This is a genomic window from Burkholderia plantarii (assembly GCF_001411805.1).
Classification (GTDB): domain Bacteria; phylum Pseudomonadota; class Gammaproteobacteria; order Burkholderiales; family Burkholderiaceae; genus Burkholderia; species Burkholderia plantarii.
In genome coordinates this window covers 2,038,293-2,053,687 of sequence record NZ_CP007213.1, presented here as the reverse complement: position 1 = coordinate 2,053,687, position 15,395 = coordinate 2,038,293, and the positions used below count along the sequence as shown (strand labels likewise).

The 15,395-nt window shown below is 65.2% G+C and carries 15 protein-coding genes; 9 read left to right on the top strand and 6 right to left on the bottom strand.

Features of this window, described 5'->3' with window-relative positions; translation table 11 throughout:
* The first annotated feature begins 55 nt into the window (after positions 1-55).
* The 3 genes from bpln_RS25850 (at position 56) to bpln_RS25840 (ending at position 3,808) form a co-directional block, all read left to right on the top strand.
* Positions 56-346, top strand: a complete 291-nt coding sequence (locus bpln_RS25850) for a co-chaperone GroES (protein WP_042628030.1) — start codon at positions 56-58, stop codon at positions 344-346.
* A 19-nt stretch (positions 347-365) separates the two neighbouring features.
* Positions 366-2,000, top strand: coding sequence for a chaperonin GroEL (gene groL / locus bpln_RS25845; protein WP_042628029.1), 1,635 nt, complete (start codon positions 366-368; stop codon positions 1,998-2,000).
* 383 nt (positions 2,001-2,383) lie between these two features.
* Entirely contained in the window at positions 2,384-3,808 is a 1,425-nt protein-coding gene (locus bpln_RS25840) for a glycosyl hydrolase family 28-related protein (RefSeq protein ID WP_055140408.1), read from the top strand.
* 200 nt (positions 3,809-4,008) lie between these two features.
* Here the strand turns inward: bpln_RS25840 and bpln_RS25835 are convergent, their stop codons facing one another.
* On the bottom strand, positions 4,009-5,472 hold the full coding sequence (locus bpln_RS25835) for a hypothetical protein (RefSeq protein WP_055140407.1): 1,464 nt from the start codon (positions 5,470-5,472) through the stop codon (positions 4,009-4,011).
* 443 nt (positions 5,473-5,915) lie between these two features.
* Positions 5,916-6,479 carry a thioredoxin family protein gene (locus bpln_RS25830; protein WP_042628026.1) on the bottom strand — a complete coding sequence of 188 codons (564 nt, stop codon included), beginning with the start codon at positions 6,477-6,479 and terminating at the stop codon, positions 5,916-5,918.
* Between the two features lie 230 nt (positions 6,480-6,709).
* On the opposite strand from bpln_RS25830, the gene bpln_RS25825 reads away from it, so the two are divergent.
* The 6 genes from bpln_RS25825 (at position 6,710) to bpln_RS25800 (ending at position 11,104) form a co-directional block, all read left to right on the top strand.
* The gene (locus bpln_RS25825) at positions 6,710-7,081 is read left to right on the top strand and encodes a GFA family protein (RefSeq protein WP_055140406.1); all 372 of its coding nucleotides are present in this window, start codon (positions 6,710-6,712) and stop codon (positions 7,079-7,081) included.
* Positions 7,078-7,278, top strand: a complete 201-nt coding sequence (locus bpln_RS25820; protein ID WP_055140405.1) for a hypothetical protein — start codon at positions 7,078-7,080, stop codon at positions 7,276-7,278. Before bpln_RS25825 ends, bpln_RS25820 begins: the two co-directional genes overlap by 4 nt.
* Positions 7,275-8,021: a response regulator gene (locus bpln_RS25815; protein ID WP_171907258.1), complete on the top strand. Its 747-nt coding sequence runs from the start codon at positions 7,275-7,277 to the stop codon at positions 8,019-8,021. Before bpln_RS25820 ends, bpln_RS25815 begins: the two co-directional genes overlap by 4 nt.
* On the top strand, positions 8,018-9,340 hold the full coding sequence (locus bpln_RS25810) for an ATP-binding protein (protein WP_055140404.1): 1,323 nt from the start codon (positions 8,018-8,020) through the stop codon (positions 9,338-9,340). The genes bpln_RS25815 and bpln_RS25810 overlap by 4 nt, the downstream gene beginning before the upstream one ends.
* Before the next feature lie 49 nt (positions 9,341-9,389).
* The gene (locus tag bpln_RS25805) at positions 9,390-9,932 is read left to right on the top strand and encodes a DUF6998 domain-containing protein (protein ID WP_055140403.1); all 543 of its coding nucleotides are present in this window, start codon (positions 9,390-9,392) and stop codon (positions 9,930-9,932) included.
* A gap of 146 nt (positions 9,933-10,078) precedes the next feature.
* On the top strand, positions 10,079-11,104 hold the full coding sequence (locus tag bpln_RS25800; protein WP_042628021.1) for an aldo/keto reductase: 1,026 nt from the start codon (positions 10,079-10,081) through the stop codon (positions 11,102-11,104).
* 250 nt (positions 11,105-11,354) lie between these two features.
* On the opposite strand, the gene bpln_RS25795 is transcribed toward bpln_RS25800, so the two are convergent.
* From bpln_RS25795 to bpln_RS34525, 4 genes are read right to left on the bottom strand one after another with little or no spacing between them, the layout of a single operon-like run.
* On the bottom strand, positions 11,355-12,968 hold the full coding sequence (locus tag bpln_RS25795; protein ID WP_055140402.1) for a T6SS phospholipase effector Tle1-like catalytic domain-containing protein: 1,614 nt from the start codon (positions 12,966-12,968) through the stop codon (positions 11,355-11,357).
* Between the two features lie 18 nt (positions 12,969-12,986).
* A complete protein-coding gene (locus bpln_RS34535; protein ID WP_244131941.1) occupies positions 12,987-13,538 on the bottom strand; it encodes a DUF3304 domain-containing protein in 552 nt (183 codons plus the stop codon).
* 18 nt (positions 13,539-13,556) lie between these two features.
* On the bottom strand, positions 13,557-14,111 hold the full coding sequence (locus bpln_RS34530; RefSeq protein ID WP_148654186.1) for a DUF3304 domain-containing protein: 555 nt from the start codon (positions 14,109-14,111) through the stop codon (positions 13,557-13,559).
* An 18-nt stretch (positions 14,112-14,129) separates the two neighbouring features.
* Positions 14,130-14,627, bottom strand: coding sequence for a DUF3304 domain-containing protein (locus tag bpln_RS34525; protein ID WP_158512074.1), 498 nt, complete (start codon positions 14,625-14,627; stop codon positions 14,130-14,132).
* Positions 14,628-15,395 lie beyond the last annotated feature (768 nt).

Here is a 15,395-nt window from a genome sequence, read left to right as displayed (position 1 = left end):
CTCGAACCACACGAGTGCCAATCCCACAGCAAATTTTCCAGAGAGGAATGCCGAGATGAGCCTTCGTCCGCTGCACGATCGCGTGATCGTGAAACGACTCGATCAGGAAACCAAGACGGCTTCGGGCATCGTGCTGCCCGACAGCGCCGCCGAGAAGCCGGACCAGGGCGAGGTGCTCGCGGTCGGCCCGGGCCGCCGCGACAACGACGGCAAGCGCATCGAGCCCGACCTGAAGGTGGGCGACCGCGTGCTGTTCGGCAAGTACGCCGGCCAGACCGTGAAGGTCGACAACAACGAACTGCTGGTACTGCGCGAGGAAGACATCTTCGCGGTGGTCAACGTCTGATTTCGAAGGAGCAACCAACATGGCAGCCAAGGACATCGTATTCGGCGACGTGAACCGCGCCAAACTGATCGAGGGCGTGAACGTGCTGGCCGACGCCGTCAAGGTCACGCTCGGGCCGAAGGGCCGCAACGTGGTGCTCGAGCGCAGCTTCGGCGCGCCGGTCGTCACCAAGGACGGCGTATCGGTCGCCAAGGAGATCGAGCTGGCCGACAAGCTGCAGAACATCGGCGCGCAACTCGTCAAGGAAGTGGCGTCGAAGACCAGCGACAGCGCCGGCGACGGCACCACCACCGCCACCGTGCTCGCGCAGGCGATCGTCCGCGAAGGACAGAAGTACGTCGCGGCCGGGCTCAACCCGCTCGACCTGAAGCGCGGCATCGACCGCGCCGTGATCGCCGCCGTCGAGGCGCTGAAGAAGATCAGCAAGCCGACCACCACCAGCAAGGAGATCGCCCAGGTCGCGACGATCTCGGCGAACGGCGAGGAATCGATCGGCCAGCGCATCGCCGAGGCGATCGATCGGGTCGGCAAGGAAGGCGTGATCACGGTGGAGGACGGCAAGTCGCTCGCCGACGAACTCGACGTGGTGGAGGGCCTGCAGTTCGACCGCGGCTATCTCTCGCCGTACTTCGTCAACAACCCCGACCGCCAGATCGCGGTGCTCGACAGCCCGTACATCCTGCTGCACGACAAGAAGGTGTCGAACATCCGCGACCTGCTGCCGGTGCTCGAACAGGTCGCGAAGGCGGGCCGGCCGCTCCTGATCATCGCCGAGGACGTGGAAGGCGAGGCGCTCGCCACGCTGGTGGTCAACAACATCCGCGGCATCCTGAAGACGGTGGCCGTCAAGGCGCCCGGCTTCGGCGACCGCCGCAAGGCGCTGCTGGAGGACATCGCGATCCTCACCGGCGGCCAGGTGATCGCCGAGGAAACCGGCCTCACGCTCGAGAAGGCGACGCTCGCCGAGCTGGGCCAGGCCAAGCGCATCGAGGTGGGCAAGGAGAACACCACGGTGATCGACGGCGCCGGCGACAAGGCCAGCATCGAGGCGCGCGTCAAGCAGATCCGCGTGCAGATCGAGGATGCCACCTCCGACTACGACCGCGAGAAGCTGCAGGAGCGCGTGGCGAAGCTGGCGGGCGGCGTGGCCGTGATCAAGGTGGGCGGCGCCACCGAGATCGAGGTCAAGGAGAAGAAGGACCGCGTGGACGACGCGCTGCACGCCACGCGCGCGGCCGTCGAGGAAGGCATCGTGCCGGGCGGCGGCGTGGCGCTGATCCGCGTCAAGCAGGCGATCCGCGACGTGCAGGGAATCAACGCGGACCAGAACGCCGGCGTGAAGATCGTGCTGCGCGCGCTGGAGGAACCGCTACGCCAGATCGTGACCAACGCCGGCGAGGAAGCCAGCGTGGTGGTGGCGAAGGTGGCCGAGGGCAGCGGCAACTTCGGCTACAACGCGGCCACCGGCGAGTACGGTGACCTGGTGGAATCGGGCGTGCTCGATCCGACCAAGGTCACGCGCACGGCGCTGCAGAACGCGGCCTCGGTCGCGGGCCTGCTGCTGACCACCGACGCCACCGTCCACGAGGCGCCGAAGCCGGCCGCGCCGGCGGCGCCGGGCGGTGCGCCGGGCGGTCCGGATCTCGGCTTCTGACAGGACGGCGCGCCACCCGTCCGACGCTGAGGCCGGACATGGGGTGCTTGCCGGAACACGACACGCGGCCTGCCGGTTTCGGCAGGCCGCGTGTTCGTTTGATGCGGTGCTTTGCGGCGCCGGCCGCCATCTGCGGATAAATGAAAATTTCGATCTTCCCCCAAAAAAATAAAATCATGCGCCTCGATCGGCAAGCGTGATCTAATCAATCCCGCTTCACGTGGGAAGTTTATTGCTCCAATTGATTCAGGATTTATTTTTCCTTGCGGTCGGATTTCGAACTCCCGAGAGGGATATTCCCGGTCGAGCGACGTGAAAGGTGGTGCCGGAATTTTCGATATCGGGCAAGCGTGTTGGATCAACAGGATGCAGCGAGGAGTCAAATGAATATCGAAGCAATCAAGCAGCGGGCCGCGGCCAGCGTCGGCGCTCAGTTGAGCGATCTGCCCGTCACGCCGCAGGATTTCGGAGCCAAGGGCGATGGCGTCACGATCGACACGGCCGCGCTCGTGGCCTGGCTCGAGGCCCTGTCCGACACGCAATCGGGCTACATCCCGGCCGGAACCTATCTGTTCGATGAGCAGTTGCAGAAATCGGGCAGCGGCATCACCATCCGCGGCGATGCCTATGCGTCGATCCTGAAATACGTCGGCACCGCAACCGTCGAGGACCTGATCGTGTTGGGAGACGGCACCAACAACCAGAACAACTGGCTGCTCTCAGGGTTTCGCGTGACGTCGGGCACGACCATGACGCAGGGCTACGCGCTGCGCATGCAGCGTTTTTCGGATTCGTTCGTCGACAAGGTGATCGCCGACGGCATGGACGGAAGCCGCACGCTCTGGAACGGCTATTTTTTCGATGGCTGCCACGAGGTGTGGCTCAACGATTTCGCCGTCGAGTGCCAATACAACGGCTTATCCGTATCAGGCAACGACGTTTCGTCCAATGCGGATCTGTATTTGTCGAATGGCTATCTGAATTTTTGCGGCGCGGCCGGTATTCGGTGCGGCGGTGGATTCGGTGGCCTGTTCATCGGCAGCAACGTGGAAATTCTCGGCAATAGTTATGCCGGGCTGGCGATCGACAACTCGCTCAACAATCAGAGTAATCGTGAAATCATTATTTCTGACGGCGCGACTTTCGACGGGCTTGGAGACCATACGACGTATGACATCATCGTGGATTGCGAGGTTGCCGGAGATGGACAAATCCTCATAGATTGCTTCATGGGCTCCGCTGTCGAAAATGCGATTTACATCAAGAACTGGAATACGGGCGCCGTTTCGATTGGCAGCCCGGAAATTTTCAATTGCAACGGCGACGCAATCCGGGTGGACGATGCCACGGTGCTCCTGACGGTGGCCGACAACACCATCATCCGCAACAACGGCGGTTACGGCATCAATGCCACGGTGGCGCTGGAAACGGAAATTCACGGCAATCCGTACATGAGCACGAATGGGGCCGGCGACTGGTCTCCATTGACCTATCGCGCGCCGGTTCAATTGCCGGTAGCGAGCGGGTGGACGTCCGACGCCGTTCTGAACAAGAAAGCGAAGCGTTGCATCATCAACGGCACGATCAGCCAGACGGCCGGTGCCGTTGCCTACGGCGCCGTGGTGGCGACGATTCCGCAAGGTTACGTGCCGGCGTTGTCGACGCCGATCGTGGTGGTGTATTCGGGCGGCAGCGATGGCGACGGGATCGCGCCGGGACGCATCAATCTGGACGGCACGGTGCAGGTACTCAAGGCAATGACGAACGTCGTGAATCTCGGATTCGTCGGCGCCTGGGACATCGACTGATTCCGCACCGCGGCGAAACGCCGGGCAACTCGCGTTCTGACGCCGGAGCCGGGACGCCGAAGCACCCATGATGCGCGCTTCAAGGGCAACACGCGGCCCGCCAGGTTTTGGCGGGCCGCGTGTTTTTTTGGGGGGGAGCAGGGATTCGCCTGGATGTGAGAAGCGCGCCGCGATGGCTCACGCGCCGCGGCGCGCCGGCATCACTTGGCGTTGTCGGGAATCGACCAGAGGAATTCCGTCTGCAGATGCTTCTGGAACACCGGGTCGGTGCGCGACAGGTACATGTCGGTCAGGTAGGCGAGCCGCTTGCTGCCGTCGAACGCCGCCGACGCCGTGCCGTGGCAGGCCATGCAGTTGGTCTGCACGCCGACCGTGGCCCGGTAGGTCTTGCCCGTGGCCGGGTTGGTGATGCCCGGGTTGGCCGGCGTCGGCCCGAACGTGGCGGCATTGAATCCCGACTCGAGATACGGGTTGTAGGCGATCACCGGCTCGCCCACGCTCTTGCCGCCGCTCACCGGCTGGTTCGGCGCGACCATCTGGTAGCCGATCGTCATCGCGTAGTGGGCGGCCGGGCCGGTCAGCTGGGCCGGCCGGTGCGAGGCCACCTCGGCGCTGCTCGGCAGCGGCGGGTTCGCCGGATCGGGCGTCCAGAAGTAGCTCTGCCAGGTCCACTCGGTCATCTCGCGCGAGGTCACGTGCATGCCGACCAGGATCACGGTGTCGCCCAGCTCGATGTCGGTGAGGCGGCTCGTGCTCTTGATCTGGTCGATGTTGTCCTTCGTCACCGTGGCATGGATGAAGTCGCCGAGGCCATAGGTGCTGTTCGCCGTCGGTCCCTTGCAGGTCGGATCGACGCCGCTGGCCGTCGAGGTGCCGGTGTTCTGGTTGTCGACGTAGACGCAGCCGGGCCACGCGCTTTCGGGGAAGCCCTCGGACTTGATCTTGGGCGTGATGACCTCAGGCGTGCCGGGCCAGGCCGGCATCACGTACAGGTTCTGGAACGAGTGCGCCTTGCTGACCACCTTGTACACCGGCTTGATGGTGACCGCCGTGTCGGGGAAGGCTGGGATCGACGCGTTGCCGGCCTTGTAGATGGCCCGCAGCGCGGCGAGCGAGAACAGGTTGTTCTGCTGCGCGAACGCGGCGGCGCTCGGATCGTAGCCGACCGTCTCGATCACGTCGGTATCGCGCACGCTCATCGGCGTGGACGACGCGGCGCCCAGCAGCTTCTTGTGCTTGGCGGCGTCGTTGTCCAGCTTGTCGATCAGCGATTTGCTGCGGAAGAACTGCGTCGGCAGGCCGAGCGTCAGCGCGCGCTGTACGTGGGCCAGCTTCACGGGGCTGGACGCGGCGCCCGGCGGCAGCTTGGCGATTTCCTGCGGCGACAGCCAGGTCAGGTAAACCGGGACGTTCTGGATGCCGAATTCGGTCTGGCCGCTCGGCGCGGTCAACGAGGCCCACAGGCCCCAGCCATGCAGGTCGATCGATTGCCGGTTGGCGGCCGTGGGCTGGTTGACCCAGCCGAGCAGCGTGGCTTCCGTTTCGGGAAAGTGATAGCCGGGAATCTGCGGGTCGGGCAGCGGGACGGGATCGGCGTGTACCGATGCGGCGGCACCGGCGAGCAGCGCGGCGAGTGCCGCGGCCCGGTAATGGACGGTTTTCATGGCTAGGCCCCTGTTGGTCTGATTTCTTTTTGATACAGCGGAACGGCTTCTGATTTTCCGGAATCACGGCTTCCGTTATTGCGTTCGAATTACCCCGCCGTCCGATGTGGCTTGTATTGTGTGGAAACGAGGTGGGGTTTTTCCCGCGCTTCGTATCTTAGCCGCTCGTGCAAAAACTGCAATTGGTTTTTACGAAATGCCTGCAAGCCCCGGCCCGGGCCGCTTTCGGCGCACCGGCGCGGCCCGGCATGCTGCAATGCGATTGCGTCGAATTCACGCCCGTCGTGCCGGGAATCAAGATTGCCGGGGAATTGCCGATATTAATCCGCTTCACCGGGCGCGGCGATCATGAATTATCCCGCCGGCCGGTGTCGCGATTATCGAGGCGAAAACTCGTGCCGCCGGCCAATAATCGCGATCCGCACCTCGGGAGCGTGCCGGTTTCAACCCGGCTGCGCGATCAGTTTCGCGATTTCCGCTTCGGTCTTTTCGTAATCGCCTTCACCGAATTGCCGGTAGACGATGTTCCCGGACCTGTCGATCAAATAGAACGCCGGCCAGTACTGGTTGCCGTAGGCGCGCCAGGTGGCGTAGTCGTTATCCTGCGCGATCGGGTAGGTCAGGCCGAAGCGCCGCACCGCGTCGCGCACGTTGGCCGTGCTGCGCTCGAACGGATATTCGGGCGTATGCACGCCGATCACGGCCAGCCCCTGCGCGCGGTATTTCTCGTGCCAGCGCTCGACGTAGGGCAGCGTGTGGATGCAGTTGATGCAGGTGTAGGTCCAGAAATCGACCAGCACCACCTTGCCGCGCAATTGCGCGAGCGACTGCGGCGGCCCGTTCAGCCAGTGGTCGATGCCGGTGAATTCGGGCGCGGCACCCGTGGCCGTCGGCTCGGCGCGTGTGAGGGAGGACGCGAGGGCGGCCGGCCGGGTGGCGGCAAGCACGGCGACGCAGGCAGCGGTGGCGACGATCGCGGCGGTACACAGACGATAAAGCGGGCGCATGTTGGGGGCTCCTGGATGGCCAAGACGAAGGCGGCGCGGCGGCGGTGATCACTCGCGCGCCGCGGCGGTGGAAGCATTGGAGCGCGCCCGCGTATCGCCGATGTTTCGGCCGGCCCGGGGCTGTGCAATGTTGTGTGTCGAGGGCGATTTCAGATACATTGCGACACAAATCGACGGCCGCCATCGGCTATAAAACCGTCATTGCTCAATGACTGAGGGAGGCTCGCACGATGAACGCCGACACGTATCAAGGTTCCTGCCACTGCGGGGCCGTTCGCTTCGAGGTACGCACGCCGCTCGCGCCGGCCACGCGCTGCAATTGCAGCCTGTGCCGTCGCAAGGGCGCGCTGATGTCGCCGCCGTTCACGCGCGACGCGCTGACCATCGTCGCCGGCGAGGACGCGCTGGCCGAATACCGCTTCAACACGCGTGCCGCGCGCCATTTCTTCTGCCGCCATTGCGGGATCTATCCGTTCCATCAGACGCGCGTGGACCCGACGCGCTGGCGCGCCAACCTCGGCTGCCTCGACGGCGTGGATCCCTACGTGCAGCAGGCCAGCCTCAACGACGGCGCGAGCCTGTCGGTGGTGGAGGACGCATGAGCCACGCCATGCAGGCGCCACTTGCAGCGCGGCGCCATCCGCTGCTGCGGCTCGTCGCGATCGTCGCGTTCGTGGCGGGCGGCTTCGCCACGGAAATCGCGCATCCGTTCACCTGCAACACGCTCGTCGCGCGCGGCCCGGCCGCGGCGCGCCGGCGCGATCGCGATGACGAGAGGGAAGGAGACGCGCGCGCATGATGAACGAGCGCCCCGATCACGTGCTGGTGGTCGACGACGACCGCGGCATCCGCGAGCTGGTCGGCCAGTACCTGGAGAAGAACGGCATGCGCGTGTCGCTGGCCGCGAACGGCCGCGAGATGCGCGGCCAGCTCGAGAACGGCGCGCCGGACCTGATCGTGCTCGACGTGATGATGCCCGGCGACGACGGGCTCGTGCTGTGCCGCGAGCTGCGCGCCGGCAAGCACCGTGCGGTACCGGTGGTGATGCTGACCGCGCGCGACGAGGAAACCGACCGCATCGTCGGCCTCGAAATGGGCGCCGACGATTACCTGACCAAGCCGTTCGCGGTGCGCGAACTGTACGCGCGGATTCGCGCCGTGCTGCGCCGCGCGCGGATGCTGCCGCCCGGCATGCAGGTGAGCGAGGCCGCGCAGTGGCTCGGCTTCGGCGACTGGCGGCTCGACACCACCGGCCGTCACCTGCTTGACGAGGCAGGCACGCTGGTCGCGCTGAGCGGCGCCGAATACCGGCTGCTGCGCGTGTTCCTCGACCATCCGCAGCGCGTGCTGACGCGCGATCAATTGCTGAACCTCACGCAGGGACGCCAGGCCGATCCGTTCGACCGCTCGATCGACCTGCTCGTGAGCCGCCTGCGCCAGCGCCTGCGCGACACCGCGCGCGAGCCGCGCTACATCAAGACGCTGCGCAGCGAGGGCTACGTGTTCTCGGCGGCGGTGAGCGTGATCGACGAGCCGACATGAGCGACGCCACCCGCCCGCGCTGGCCGCGCTCGCTGTTCGCGCGGCTCGCGCTGATCCTCTGCGTGGGGCTCGCCGCCGCGCAGATGCTGTCGTTCTGGCTGACGCTGACCGAGCGCGACCAGGCCACCACCACGCTGATGATGGGCTACATCGAGCGCGAGGTGGTGGCCTCGGTGGCGCTGCTCGACCACCTGCCGCCCGCCGAGCGCGCGGCCTGGCTGCCGCGGCTCGCGCGGCGCAGCTACCGCTTCGAACTCGGGCCCGGCCTGGCGGGCGGTCCGGTGGACGCCGCGTTGTCGGCGCGCGTCGAGCGCTCGATCAGCGACGGCATCGGCCGCACCTATGCCGTGACCGCCAACGCGATTCCCGGCGACAGCGAACACCTGCAGGTGCATCTGAAACTCAGCGACGGCACGCCGCTCACGATCGACGCGCATCCGGTGTCGGGCGTGCCGCTGTCGGGCTGGCTGCCGGTGGTGATGCTGCTGCAGCTGGCGGTGCTGGCCACCTGCTGCTGGTTCGCGGTGCGGCTCGCCACGCGGCCGCTGCACGCGCTGGCCAAGGCCGCCGACGCGCTCGGGCCGGACCTGAAGGGCGAGCGCATGGCCGAGGGCGGGCCGTCCGAGGTGGCGCGCGCCGCGCGCGCGTTCAACGCGATGCAGGACCGGATCGCCACCTACACCGCCGAACGCATGCAGATCCTCGCCTCGATCTCGCACGACCTGCAGACGCCGATCACGCGCATGCGGCTGCGCGTGGACGTGATGGACGACGAGGCGCAGGCCGCCAAGCTGCGCCAGGACCTGAGCGAGATGGCGCAGCTCGTGAAGGAGGGCGTCGCCTACGCACGAACCGTGCATGGCGCCGCCGAGGCGCCGTGCCGGATCGATCTCGACGCGCTGCTCGACAGCATGGTCTGCGACTACGAGGACGCCGGGCAGGACGTGCGTTTCGAGGCGCGCGCCGGGATCGCCGTGATGGCGCGCCCGCAGGCGCTGCGGCGCGTGGTCGGCAACCTGCTCGACAACGCGCTGAAGTTCGCCGGCGAGGCGCAGGTGCGGGTCGCCGTGTCGCCGCGCGGCGAGGCCGTGATCGCCGTGCTCGATCGCGGCCCGGGGATTCCGGAGGCCTCGCTCGACGCCGTGTTCGAGCCGTTCGTGCGGATCGAGACCTCGCGCAACCGAGGTACCGGCGGCACCGGGCTCGGGCTCGCGATCGCGCGGCAGCTGACGCAGGCGATGGACGCCACGCTCGTGCTGCGCAACCGCGAGGGCGGCGGGCTCGAGGCGCGGCTCACGCTGAAGGCCGACACGGCCTGACGCGTCGCGTCATCGATGGCTCGACACATTTCACAACCGGGGAGTCCCGATGTCCGACACGCCGATCACGTTCGCGATGCCCGAGGCCGTCAGGCAGCTATGGATCGCCCAGCAGGCGCTCGCGGCACACTATCGGCGCACGGGGCTCAGGTTCACGCTCGACGGGCGGCTGGTCGGCGACATCGCCGAGGCGCTGGCGCTCGACCACTTCGCGCTGACGCTGCCGACGAGGCGCACCAAGGGCGTGGACGCGCTGACGGCGGCCGGGCAGACCGTGCAGGTCAAGGCCACCGGCAAGGCCGGCACCGGTCCGGCATTTACACCGGGCACGGGGCGCGCGGAGTTCCTGCTGTTCTTCGTGCTCGACTTCGAGCGCAACACCGCGACCGTGGCCTACAACGGCCCCGAGGCACCGGTGCGGACGGCCATGCTGTCGCGCGAATGGACCGGCACCAAGGTGCTGTCGCTGGTGAAGATGCGCGAGCTGGCCGCCAAGGTTCCCGCCGCGCAGCGCATCGCGCCCGGTGGTCTCGCGTTGGCCGCGGCGCCGTTGCCGCGCGAGGCTGATATCGATATCAACCTGATGCGCTGAAGCGCACGTGCCGGACTGCACGCATCGCGAAGTTGCAGTAGGTTAACGCTCCGGCGATGCGCGGCGCATCGCCAGTCAAGGCGGGCGCGCCGGCCGCGATCGCGCGGCGCGGCCACGTTCGTTACAACCTACTTTCGGGAACTGGCATGGAATATCGACATCTCGGCGCATCAGGCTTCAAGGTTCCGGTACTGAGCTTCGGCACCGGAACGTTCGGCGGCAAGGGGGAATTCTTCCAGGCATGGGGCGAGACCGACGTCGCCGAGGCACGCCGCCTCGTCGACATCTGCCTCGACGCCGGCCTGACCATGTTCGACAGCGCCGACATCTATTCGGGCGGCGCCTCGGAACAGGTGCTCGGCGAGGCGCTGAAGGGCCGCCGCGACAAGGCGCTGATCTCGACCAAGGCGACCTTTCGTTTCGATGACGGCCCGAACAACGTCGGTTCGTCGCGCTTCCACCTGATCAACTCCGTCGATGCGGCGCTCAAGCGCCTGCAGACCGACTACATCGACCTGTTCCAGTTGCACGGCTTCGATGCGAGGACGCCGGTACAGGAAGTGCTCTCGACGCTCGATGATCTGGTGCGCGCGGGCAAGATCCGCTACATCGGCGTGTCGAATTTCTCGGGCTGGCACCTGATGAAGTCGCTCGACGTGGCCGACCGCTACGGCTATCCGCGCTACGTCGCGAACCAGACCTACTACTCGCTGGTGGGCCGCGACTATGAGTGGGAACTGATGCCGCTCGGCCTCGACCAGGGCGTGGGCGCCGTGGTGTGGAGCCCGCTCGGCTGGGGCCGCCTGACCGGCAAGATCCGTCGTGGCCAGCCGCTGCCGGCCACCAGCCGGCTGCACAAGACCGCCGACAAGGGGCCGCAGGTGCCGGAGGAGTATCTGTACCGCGTGGTCGACGCGCTCGATGAAGTGGCGGCCGAGACCGGCAAGACGATTCCGCAGATCGCGCTGAACTGGCTGCTGCAGCGGCCCACCGTGGCGACCGTGCTGATCGGCGCGCGTAACGAGGAACAGCTGCGGCAGAACCTCGGCGCGATCGGCTGGAACCTGACGCCGGAGCAGGTCGCGAAGCTCGATGCGGCTAGCCGCGTGGAGCCGGCTTATCCGTATTGGCATCAGGCCGGGTTCGAGGAGCGCAATCCGTCGCCGGTTTGAGGCGGCGGTATCGTTGTCGATCCGCGCGTGCGCGAGGATCGAGTTGGCCGGCCGGCCTTTGGCGGTTTTTCCGTCGGGCCGGTCAGGGGGCTCGTGGTCGCCTTTGGCCTGAGTCGCGGGTTCGAATAAAAAATAGATCGCCGGAGGCGGCGGCGGACACCGCTCGGGCCGCGACCGGCTGGGGTAATGATCGCGCATGCGAGCGTAGGAAGCGTGGCGCCGCGAGTGATCGTTCCGCCGGCACCGGCCGTCAGATCGCGGCCTCCAGCTGACGGCCGGGCCGTGATCTCTCGGCGTAGTAGCGGACCTGGTCGCAATAGACTTCCCGCGGGTCGTACAAGGTGCATGGCCAGGTCATGAAGTGCGCGACGGAGTCATGGATGTGTTCGGCCAGCAGGCTGTCGACGGCCGACGGTACGGCCGAGTCGATGTCCCACGCCGACAGGATCAGATCTTCGTAGGCGGTGAGCTTGCGCGGCTGGGGTGGTGGCCATTCCCGATTGCTCGTAAAACTTTCGACCGGGTTGCGCAGGAAGGCGACTCGCCGAGTCAGGCGCCGCTGCTCGGCCAGCAACTGGGTTGCCTGTCGTTCGGGGCTGGACGGCACCTCATAGATCCACTGCGTCGGATCACACTCGGGATGGTCGTGGTCGGTGGCCGGCTGCACGGCCTGACAGGATGTTGCCGATACACCGCGCCTGCCGTACAGGCTGCCGAGCACGCGTGTGTCCTCGTGCCTGCGGGTGAGGCCGCCTCGCCATTGGAACAGCAGGCGCCGGTGTGCTCGGATCAGTGCCTCCACTTCGGGTTTTGTTGAGGGGAGGGTGGCCATGTAGTCCTGGTAAAGGGCCACCACCGGCTCATCGTCCGGGAGGAAAAAAAGAGGTTTCCGGTTTGCTGGTAACTTATCGGGCGACCAGAGCGGCACGCCGGCCTCTAGCGCCGCCGCGTACATGTGACGCAGCGAGATCCGTGCGAGCAGGTTGCTGCGGCCCTGCTGGTCCGACGCATAGCCGCCGCCGACATCCGCATGCACGCCGGGATAGACCACCTCCTCGCAATTGGCTGGACAGGTGCGCCCCACGCGCACCGAGTCGAGCGGAAACGCCTGCCGTACCTCGTGCGCAGCCACGTAATGCACGCAGCGCTCGACCTCGGGCGGAATCGCCAGTTCGGCGGCCCAGCTCAGATGCAGACCCGGGCCGCCCACCGACGCCACCGTGTCGAACAAGCCCATGAACGTGATGCGCAGCGGGATGCGGCGCAGGCCCTTGTCCAGCCAGCACCGCTGGCCGTCCTTGTCGACGCAATGCGAAAGCAGTTCCCGCACGAACGCACGCGCTTCGGTCGCGCCGCGCGAGAAACCGAACACCGCCACGCTGATGAACGGCATGTGCCGCCGCGCGCCCTCGCTCCAATCCTCGCCGAGGATCATGGCGAATTCGGCGAGGGCCGCGTCGATACGCGTCCGCCCTCCGAGGCCGAAGCCCAGGCCAATCACGCCGCCCGGATCGTCACGCAGCAGTTCGGCGGAGTAGCCGGGCACGCGCCGGGGAATCTTGAATGGTGTGCCGACGCCGGAGAAGTATCGTGGCGTGGTGCCTTGCGAGCGGTTACGAATTGCCGCGAGATAGAGCTTGGCCACGTTCGACAGCGCCTGTTCGTGTTCAGGCTTCTGCAGCTCCTGATACATGTTGTTGCCGGTGCCGTCGAAGAAGAAGCTGAGTTTCGGATAGAGACGGCATTGAAGGCGAGCCTTCGGATCGTCGGGACATTCAGCAGCGAACCGCCGGCTTATCCCGCGCATGGCCGCGCGGTCCAACTCGGCATCGCTTACGGGGGCATCGGCCTGACGTGTGGTCATGTTGGATTTCCTTGGAAGTTATTTGGTGGCACAGCGTGAGGCGGCACGCGAGAACGCTAGTTCTGCCGTATCACGGTCGCGCAGGATCAAGCACAGATAACGGTCGTTCTTCGCGGGGCCGCCCGGCGGGAAATGCACGAGCATCGTGTGTGGTTCGGTTGGCGGCACGATCTTTGTCTCCGGCGTCACTACCGTGTCCCACTCCCAGTGAACCGTGACCGGTTTGCTCCAGTCCTTGGGACTGGGGTAACAGCAGGCCGCACCTGCACCATCGTCGTGCGGATTCGAGTCCCCCATCCCGTACCGGTCTACCGCCATGTTGATCGCCCAGTTGTCCGTCGGATTGACTGGGACCATCCACAATGGATGCTCGCTGGCGAGAGGATCATCGGGCAGTAACGAATCGCTTGCGCACGCAGACAGGATGAATAGCGAGCATGCGGCAAGGGCAGTAGTGCGAAGCGTGATAAATCGAGAGCGGACTGTTTTATCGCGCCGACTCGCGCCATAAGCAACGGTGCAATCCAACTCGGAATTGCTCATAGATGCATCGGCCTGACGTGTGGTCATGTTGGATTTCCTTGGAAGTTATTTGGTGGCACAGCGTGTGGCGGCACGTGAGAACGCGAGTTCTGCCGTATCACGGTCGCGCAGGATCAAGCACAGATACCGGTCGTCCTTGGCGGGGCCACCCGGCGGGAAATGCAAGACCATCGAATGGGGTTCACGATGCCGGATGACAGCCTTCGTAATTGGGTCGAGTTCCGTACCCCATGTCCAGTGAACCGTGACCGGTTTGCTCCAGTCCTTGGGACTGGGGTAACAGCAGGCCGCACCTGCACCATCGTCGTGCGGATTCGAGTCCCCCATCCCGTACCGGTCTACCGCCATGTTGATCGCCCAGTGGTTCGTCGGATTGACTGGGACCATCCACAATGGATGCTCGCTGGCGAGCGGATCATCGGGCAGTAACGAATTACTCGCGCACGCAGACAGGATGAATAGCGTGCATGCGGTAAGGGCAGTAGCGCGAAGCGTGACGAATCGCGAGCGGACTGTTTTATCGCGCCGGCTCGCGCCATAAGCAGTCGCGCGATCCAATTCGACATCGCTCACGGGCGCATCGGCCTGACGTGTGGTCATGTTTGATTTCCTTGGTAGTTATTTGGCGGCGCAGCGTGTTCGGCTGGTGGCGAATGCGAGTTCTGCCGTATCACGGTCGCGCAGGATCAAGCACAGGTAACGGTCGTTCTTCGCGGGGCCGCCCGGTGGGAAATGCAAGACCATCGTGTGGGGTTCGGTTGGCGGCACGATCTTTGTCCCCGGCGGCACTACCGTGTCCCACTCCCAGTGGACCGTGACAGGCCTGCTCCAGTCTTTAGGACTGGGGTAGCAGCAGGCTGCACCTGCACCATCGTCGTGCGGATTCGAATCCCCCATCCCGTACCGGTCTATCGCCATGTTGATCGCCCAGTTGTCCGTCGGATTGACTGGAACCATCCACAACGGATGCTCGCTGGCGAGAGGATCATCTGGCAGCACCGAACTACCCGCGCACGCAGAAAGAACGAGTAACGCGCATGCGACAAGGGCGGCGATACCAAGGGTGGCGGATCGTGAGCGGACTGTGTCGGCGCTCTGCTTCAACGAAATAGGCATGTCCCGGCTTCCTTGATTCCTTTTGTTTCGACCTGTCACGTCGCCCCCCGCTTCTTCCGAACGCCAGTCACAACGAAGCCAATCCGGCGCCATTACATCAGACAGCCTTGCCAGATTTGCAGGGCGAATCGACGCATCGAAGAGGGCGGTTTCGGGTTCAAACAGTCGGTCGAAGCGAACGGTGCCAACTACCGGATGAAGACCCAGCCGGACGTACCGCAGCGCGTGCGAACCTCCAATGACGGGCGGAGTGACGTGTCGGACAATCGCGCTCGCATGAGGCGGCATGAGGTGACACCCGGCATGCACGAAGCCACCCGATCGCTGGAGCGCGCCGAACTCGAGGGTACTTTTCGGATTACCGCCTCAATGCCGTTTGCCCGGCTGAATCGATTGACGTGTCGAGTTCCCGCAAGATTTGCCAAGGCGGCGAATCAATTATTTGGAGATACTTTTTCGTGTGCCTGTTTTCAAGCGACGCGGCGACGGCAGCGGCCCGTTTGATTCCGGCAGCTGCGAAAACAACTGATGGGGCGCAATTCGCTGATATCGACGACTATGGCGCAAGCCACTACCGCAGCTCTGGCCGCATGCGGCAGCACGTATTCATGTAACTGGTTTTAATGGGTTCGCTATTTTATCGTTTGAAACGAAATTAATTGACGGGTCGATTGGAATTTTCGATTCCCGACCAATTGAGCAAGATCGAATTCATCTCTAATTGGGTGAAACCAATAATGAAGCCGCCAAAGCACCGATCAAGGCGGG

What these genes read in the sequence shown, in the direction of transcription:
- bpln_RS34530 (WP_148654186.1), bottom strand. Translation starts at nt 14,111, where the DNA reads ATGACCACACGTCAGGCCGATGCGCCCGTGAGCGATGTCGAATTGGAT.
- bpln_RS25835 (WP_055140407.1), bottom strand. Translation starts at nt 5,472, where the DNA reads ATGAAAACCGTCCATTACCGGGCCGCGGCACTCGCCGCGCTGCTCGCC.
- bpln_RS25840 (WP_055140408.1), top strand. Translation starts at nt 2,384, where the DNA reads ATGAATATCGAAGCAATCAAGCAGCGGGCCGCGGCCAGCGTCGGCGCT.
- groL (WP_042628029.1), top strand. Translation starts at nt 366, where the DNA reads ATGGCAGCCAAGGACATCGTATTCGGCGACGTGAACCGCGCCAAACTG.
- bpln_RS34535 (WP_244131941.1), bottom strand. Translation starts at nt 13,538, where the DNA reads ATGACCACACGTCAGGCCGATGCATCTATGAGCAATTCCGAGTTGGAT.
- bpln_RS25830 (WP_042628026.1), bottom strand. Translation starts at nt 6,479, where the DNA reads ATGCGCCCGCTTTATCGTCTGTGTACCGCCGCGATCGTCGCCACCGCT.
- bpln_RS25820 (WP_055140405.1), top strand. Translation starts at nt 7,078, where the DNA reads ATGAGCCACGCCATGCAGGCGCCACTTGCAGCGCGGCGCCATCCGCTG.
- bpln_RS25850 (WP_042628030.1), top strand. Translation starts at nt 56, where the DNA reads ATGAGCCTTCGTCCGCTGCACGATCGCGTGATCGTGAAACGACTCGAT.
- bpln_RS25825 (WP_055140406.1), top strand. Translation starts at nt 6,710, where the DNA reads ATGAACGCCGACACGTATCAAGGTTCCTGCCACTGCGGGGCCGTTCGC.
- bpln_RS25810 (WP_055140404.1), top strand. Translation starts at nt 8,018, where the DNA reads ATGAGCGACGCCACCCGCCCGCGCTGGCCGCGCTCGCTGTTCGCGCGG.
- bpln_RS25805 (WP_055140403.1), top strand. Translation starts at nt 9,390, where the DNA reads ATGTCCGACACGCCGATCACGTTCGCGATGCCCGAGGCCGTCAGGCAG.
- bpln_RS34525 (WP_158512074.1), bottom strand. Translation starts at nt 14,627, where the DNA reads ATGCCTATTTCGTTGAAGCAGAGCGCCGACACAGTCCGCTCACGATCC.
- bpln_RS25795 (WP_055140402.1), bottom strand. Translation starts at nt 12,968, where the DNA reads ATGACCACACGTCAGGCCGATGCCCCCGTAAGCGATGCCGAGTTGGAC.
- bpln_RS25815 (WP_171907258.1), top strand. Translation starts at nt 7,275, where the DNA reads ATGATGAACGAGCGCCCCGATCACGTGCTGGTGGTCGACGACGACCGC.
- bpln_RS25800 (WP_042628021.1), top strand. Translation starts at nt 10,079, where the DNA reads ATGGAATATCGACATCTCGGCGCATCAGGCTTCAAGGTTCCGGTACTG.